Source organism: Chryseobacterium balustinum (genome assembly GCF_900168205.1).
GTDB lineage: Bacteria > Bacteroidota > Bacteroidia > Flavobacteriales > Weeksellaceae > Chryseobacterium > Chryseobacterium balustinum.
The window spans coordinates 1-4,463 of record NZ_FUZE01000054.1 but is presented as its reverse complement, the minus strand read 5'-3'; the positions used below and the strand labels follow the sequence as shown (position 1 = coordinate 4,463).

General features: G+C 33.3%; 6 protein-coding genes. 4 read left to right on the top strand and 2 right to left on the bottom strand.

Features of this window, described 5'->3' with window-relative positions:
• From B5X64_RS22925 to B5X64_RS22260, 4 genes are all read left to right on the top strand, one after another.
• The coding region (locus tag B5X64_RS22925; protein WP_167370503.1) for a hypothetical protein at positions 1-275 on the top strand (275 nt) is incomplete at its 5' end.
• A 536-nt stretch (positions 276-811) separates the two neighbouring features.
• Positions 812-946, top strand: a complete 135-nt coding sequence (locus tag B5X64_RS23240; RefSeq protein WP_262707284.1) for a hypothetical protein — start codon at positions 812-814, stop codon at positions 944-946.
• A 12-nt stretch (positions 947-958) separates the two neighbouring features.
• Complete coding sequence (locus B5X64_RS23440) at positions 959-1,042, top strand: hypothetical protein (RefSeq protein ID WP_420808118.1); 84 nt, start codon at positions 959-961, stop codon at positions 1,040-1,042.
• Positions 1,043-1,559: 517 nt separating this feature from the next.
• The gene (locus B5X64_RS22260) at positions 1,560-3,053 is read left to right on the top strand and encodes a BspA family leucine-rich repeat surface protein (protein ID WP_079467305.1); all 1,494 of its coding nucleotides are present in this window, start codon (positions 1,560-1,562) and stop codon (positions 3,051-3,053) included.
• A 441-nt stretch (positions 3,054-3,494) separates the two neighbouring features.
• Here B5X64_RS22260 and B5X64_RS22255 read toward each other — a convergent pair whose 3' ends face one another.
• Together B5X64_RS22255 and B5X64_RS23120 are read right to left on the bottom strand one after the other, a co-directional pair.
• Positions 3,495-4,259, bottom strand: coding sequence for a hypothetical protein (locus tag B5X64_RS22255; RefSeq protein WP_079467304.1), 765 nt, complete (start codon positions 4,257-4,259; stop codon positions 3,495-3,497).
• 12 nt (positions 4,260-4,271) lie between these two features.
• A partial coding sequence (locus B5X64_RS23120) for a hypothetical protein (protein WP_228419083.1) occupies positions 4,272-4,463 on the bottom strand: 192 nt, incomplete at its 5' end.

Genomic DNA, 4,463 nt, shown 5'->3' with positions numbered 1-4,463 from the left:
CAGAATTATATTCTTCAAAAGAACAATTTGACTCTGATATTGGCTTGGTCTTAAACATCAAATATAATTTAACGAGATTGACCGTTTATAAAAACAACGGCTATGGCGATAGTAAAATGCATACTGTGAATTTTCAAAGGGAATATTATGTGATCAAAAACAGGTTTGAACTTTACCGTCATTTTCTTGCAGGAGTACAAATCTTTCGACCGGATCTCAAGATTCAATATTCTGCACTTCTTCATTTTCAACTTCTTAAGGATCCCAATTCTTAACTTTATATAATTTCTTCTAAGATTAATCACATTATATTATGTGAGAATAGTTTTTCTTATGATAAATATTTGATGTAACTAATAATCAACCAGAGATGATTATCAATATTTTTACCTGAGAAATAGTATATAATATGGTTTAATGAAAGTAATAAACCAATCAGCCATCAACTTTTTATTGAGCAAAATATAGTGATTACATTCTTATAAATAAAATGTGTTTAAGATTCTCTAAAAATAAAGCTAATCGAATAAACATCTTATTATTTTTTTTAACTATTTTAGATTTCAAGGGCATTTAAAATGTATTTTCATATTTTGGTTTACTATTGACTTATCAGAGATAAAAAAATTGCTGATGTTACCTTGACCGCAGAATGGGAATTGGAACTCCAAAAGATTGAAAATAACCAGGAGGATTTATCAAATTTTCAGAGAAAGAGTGAAGTATATACTGCAGCTATAACGACTGAATTACTGCAGACAAATATTGTCAGAGAAAATTTACAGAGCTTGATCTGCTCGAGATGCAAAAAATGAGTTACGAATTCTTGACACGATTGTTAAATGTAAAGATGATCTCTGTAATTGGTTGCAGTTTAGAAGGGTTTACGGAAAAATTACTGACTGTCAACGATATTAAGCTGTGGGTAGATAAAGGAAAATGCTGACTCATTAAAGGAATGACAAGCAAAGCAGGGAAGAGTTTTGATGCTTTTATCGTTCTTAATGATGCAGGAGAAACTTCTTTTGAGTTTGATAACTAAACCTAAGAAGAAAAAATAGTAATTGGATCGTAATTATTGAACGTTGTTGTTGCAGAACTATTGGTACTTGAGATTTACCATTGTGCAATTTCTGACTTTACAATTTTCCAAAAATTGTGAAATACACTGTTTCAGCTTGTCAATTACAAAAGAAAAATGATAATTTACACTCTAACATTATAAAATAGCAAGAATAATAAATATGTGCAAAACACTTATTTTCTTTTAGATTTCAATTTTATTAAAAATGTTCTGTTCAAGAGTTTATACTTCTGAATACTTGTCCCATTTTTTGGTTTAAAAAAGGTCGATTTTCTTTCCATTAAGTTGTTCTATTACCAATATCTTACAGTATAATTTTTATCAAAAAAACTCAAAAAAAGAAGTCATAACTTTTAATACGACGAGTTCTGTCGCTGTGCAACAGTACCTTTGTAGTAGAGATAAGATAAAGAATCCCGGGAAATTAATTGTCTTACTAAACCAAATTTTAACCTTAAAATACCTCTTTTAAATTATGTGTAAAAAACAACTAATAATCATTTTTCTTCTTTCTTTTTTTATTTCCTACGCACAGAATGAATTTACTACTATATGGAAACCAAATGCAAACGGCATTATTGATCATTCAATAAAGTTCGGCGGCACAGGAACCGATTACATCATTTATTGGGAAGAAGTAGGATATCCTCAGCATAACGGAATCCTGAATTCTGTAACCTCTGACAGCAATAATCCTATAACCATAAATTTCGGTCCGTCATTACATGTGGATCCTCTGCAGGCCACCTACGAACTGAAAGTATCCAGCGGTAACGGATTATTTTATGGGTTCAGAGCCAACACCGGCATTATGCCTCCCGGTGGAAATAAGGAGCTCATAGAACTCAGCCAGTGGGGAAATACTACATGGCTTCAGCAATTCGACAGTGCATTTGCAAACTGCCCCAATCTTGACGTAACCGCTGCAGATGCTCCTGATCTGACACAGATAAACAGTTTATCACAAATGTTGCTTAACTGTTCATCCTTGATAGGGCACACTTCATTTTCTTACTGGAATCCATACAATATTACAGACATGAGCAGTATGTTCAGCGGAGCGACTCTGTTTAATCAGAATATTGGAAACTGGGATACATCAAAAGTAACAAATTTTAGCAGCATGTTTTATTCTGCCTCTTCCTTCAATCAAGATATTTCTGCCTGGAACACAATATCCGGAACTGATTTCTCTTCCATGTTTTCAGATGCTACTGCTTTTAATCAGCCCTTAAATTCATGGAATACAGAAAATGCTACTAGTTTCCGTTATACATTCTATAATGCGGCAGCATTTAATCAGCCACTTGATAACTGGAATACAGGCAAAGCAACAGACCTTGAGCATATGTTTGAAAATGCAGTATCATTCAATCAGCCCATTGGAAACTGGGATGTAAGTAAGGTTGATTATATTGCGGGATTTAATATGTTTTCGAATGCTTCACATTTTGACCAGGACATTTCTGCGTGGAATATCAAGCTTCAAAACTTCAAATGGAATGCAATCTATTTCGGATTTAAAAATACTGGCTTATCATGTACGAATTACAGTAATTTTCTCATTGCTCTAAATAATAATCCTACATGGACGAACTCAACAATAACATCTGGAACTATAGATGCAACAGGACTTGTTTATTCTACACCGCAAGCTATGCTGGCCAGAGCCCAACTGATCAACAAAGGGTTTAATATTATCGGAGATTCCTATATTTCCGGTTGTTATCTGTCAACAAGAGAAGTTTCAGTAAAAACTAAAACTTCTGCTTATCCTAATCCAACGACAGCAGTGATCAATGTGGAATCCGCAGCAGACGAAAACGTTCATTTATATGATATCAACGGTAGCCTCATTAAAAATATGATGTTTAGAAAAGGAAAAAATACTATCGATCTTACTGAATATCCATCAGGATACTATTTCTTAAAAAGTGATACTATTCTCACTAAAATAATCAAGCAATAGTAGGTCAACTGAAAGGTTGCCTATTTAAATTCAGCTCCAAAGTCATTGTACTTTGGAGCTTTTTTAAGTATTATATTGGTGTAAGCGAAGAAGATTTAGAAGGCGATGTAAAATGACAAAAATTTGATAATTACTATACTATCCTTATCCCTTTAGCAGCTTATAGACAAACAAAAATCCTTTCTATTGATGATTTAATAAACGAAAAGATCCAGATTCGATTCTTGTAAAAAAATAGTTTTTTGTTCTGATTGGTATAATAAATAATCGTTTTTTGAGACTCTATTTTATCTATGGATAACGTTTCGGGGCTTTGCATTCGGGCGGGCAATCGAAGAAAAAAAGTCGATATTATTACTAAAGTTCAATTGAAAAACCACCGCTGAATTTTGCACTTCAGCCCGCCTGACGCAAAAACCGTGTTACAAGCTGCCCTTCTTGTCATTCTATTGTTTTCACTACATTATCTAAGTTGTCCACCACTAACTTAAAGACAATTTTATTGTTTGGAAATAAAGTCTGTAAGTCGGTTCTAAGGTCTATAAATGGCTGTAAAGCTTGACTATCATTTGCAATTCCGTCAACAACTGAAAGTGAAAGTTCATATTTGTTATTGACTTTTTTTGCATAAACATATTTTGTAACTGCTTCGTCAAAAAAGGTCGCTTTAGTAAAGCCGTCAGCAATTTTATTCACTTCGGTTTCTGAAATATTACTTCTGTCATAAGCAATTTCGTGTTTAATTACTCCATATGTATTTGTCGTAACGGAAGCGTTTTCAATACTGTCCGACAAAAGTGTAAATCCAAAAATTGGAATAACAGTAATTGCTAGTCCAATGATTCCAACTGCAATTGTTCTCCACCAACTATATAATTGTCCACCTGAACTTATATGTGTCGAAATGTTATGTCCCTGAAAATGTTGAACAAGATAATAAGCAATTGCAGTATAAATTAATGGAATAATGTGGTTTGGAATTTTAACATTGTCTGGAATAAGAAAAACACCACTAAAGACCACAATAGTAGAGATAATTGCATAAATCCAAGTTTTTTTCGCTTTATCAGTATCATTAAATGCTTTGAAATTTTCTGCAATCAAATAACCAGCGGCTAATGGTCCACCGAGAAATGTCCCGACCCAAATTGCTCTGTCTCTGTAAATTTTTTCAGTCGGTGTTTGAATGTCTAATATCTGTTCCATTATTGCTTGTCATTAGGGTTGCTTGTAACGGTTCGGGGCTTTTCGATGGTGGGACAATCGAAGAACTACTGTTAAACTTTGCACTTTCACCCAACTATTGCAAAACCCTTGTTGAACTAAACCTCCGGTAGCTTTTCCCTTCGCTGTTTTATTAACTTTGGTAAAACAACAAAAAATCTTTAAAATGGCTACAAAAAAAAATCT

Bases quoted from the DNA above. Each gene is read 5' to 3' on its own strand.
- B5X64_RS22255 (WP_079467304.1), bottom strand. From the start codon at position 4,259: ATGGAACAGATATTAGACATTCAAACACCGACTGAAAAAATTTACAGA.
- B5X64_RS22260 (WP_079467305.1), top strand. From the start codon at position 1,560: ATGTGTAAAAAACAACTAATAATCATTTTTCTTCTTTCTTTTTTTATT.
- B5X64_RS23240 (WP_262707284.1), top strand. From the start codon at position 812: ATGAGTTACGAATTCTTGACACGATTGTTAAATGTAAAGATGATCTCT.
- B5X64_RS23440 (WP_420808118.1), top strand. From the start codon at position 959: ATGACAAGCAAAGCAGGGAAGAGTTTTGATGCTTTTATCGTTCTTAAT.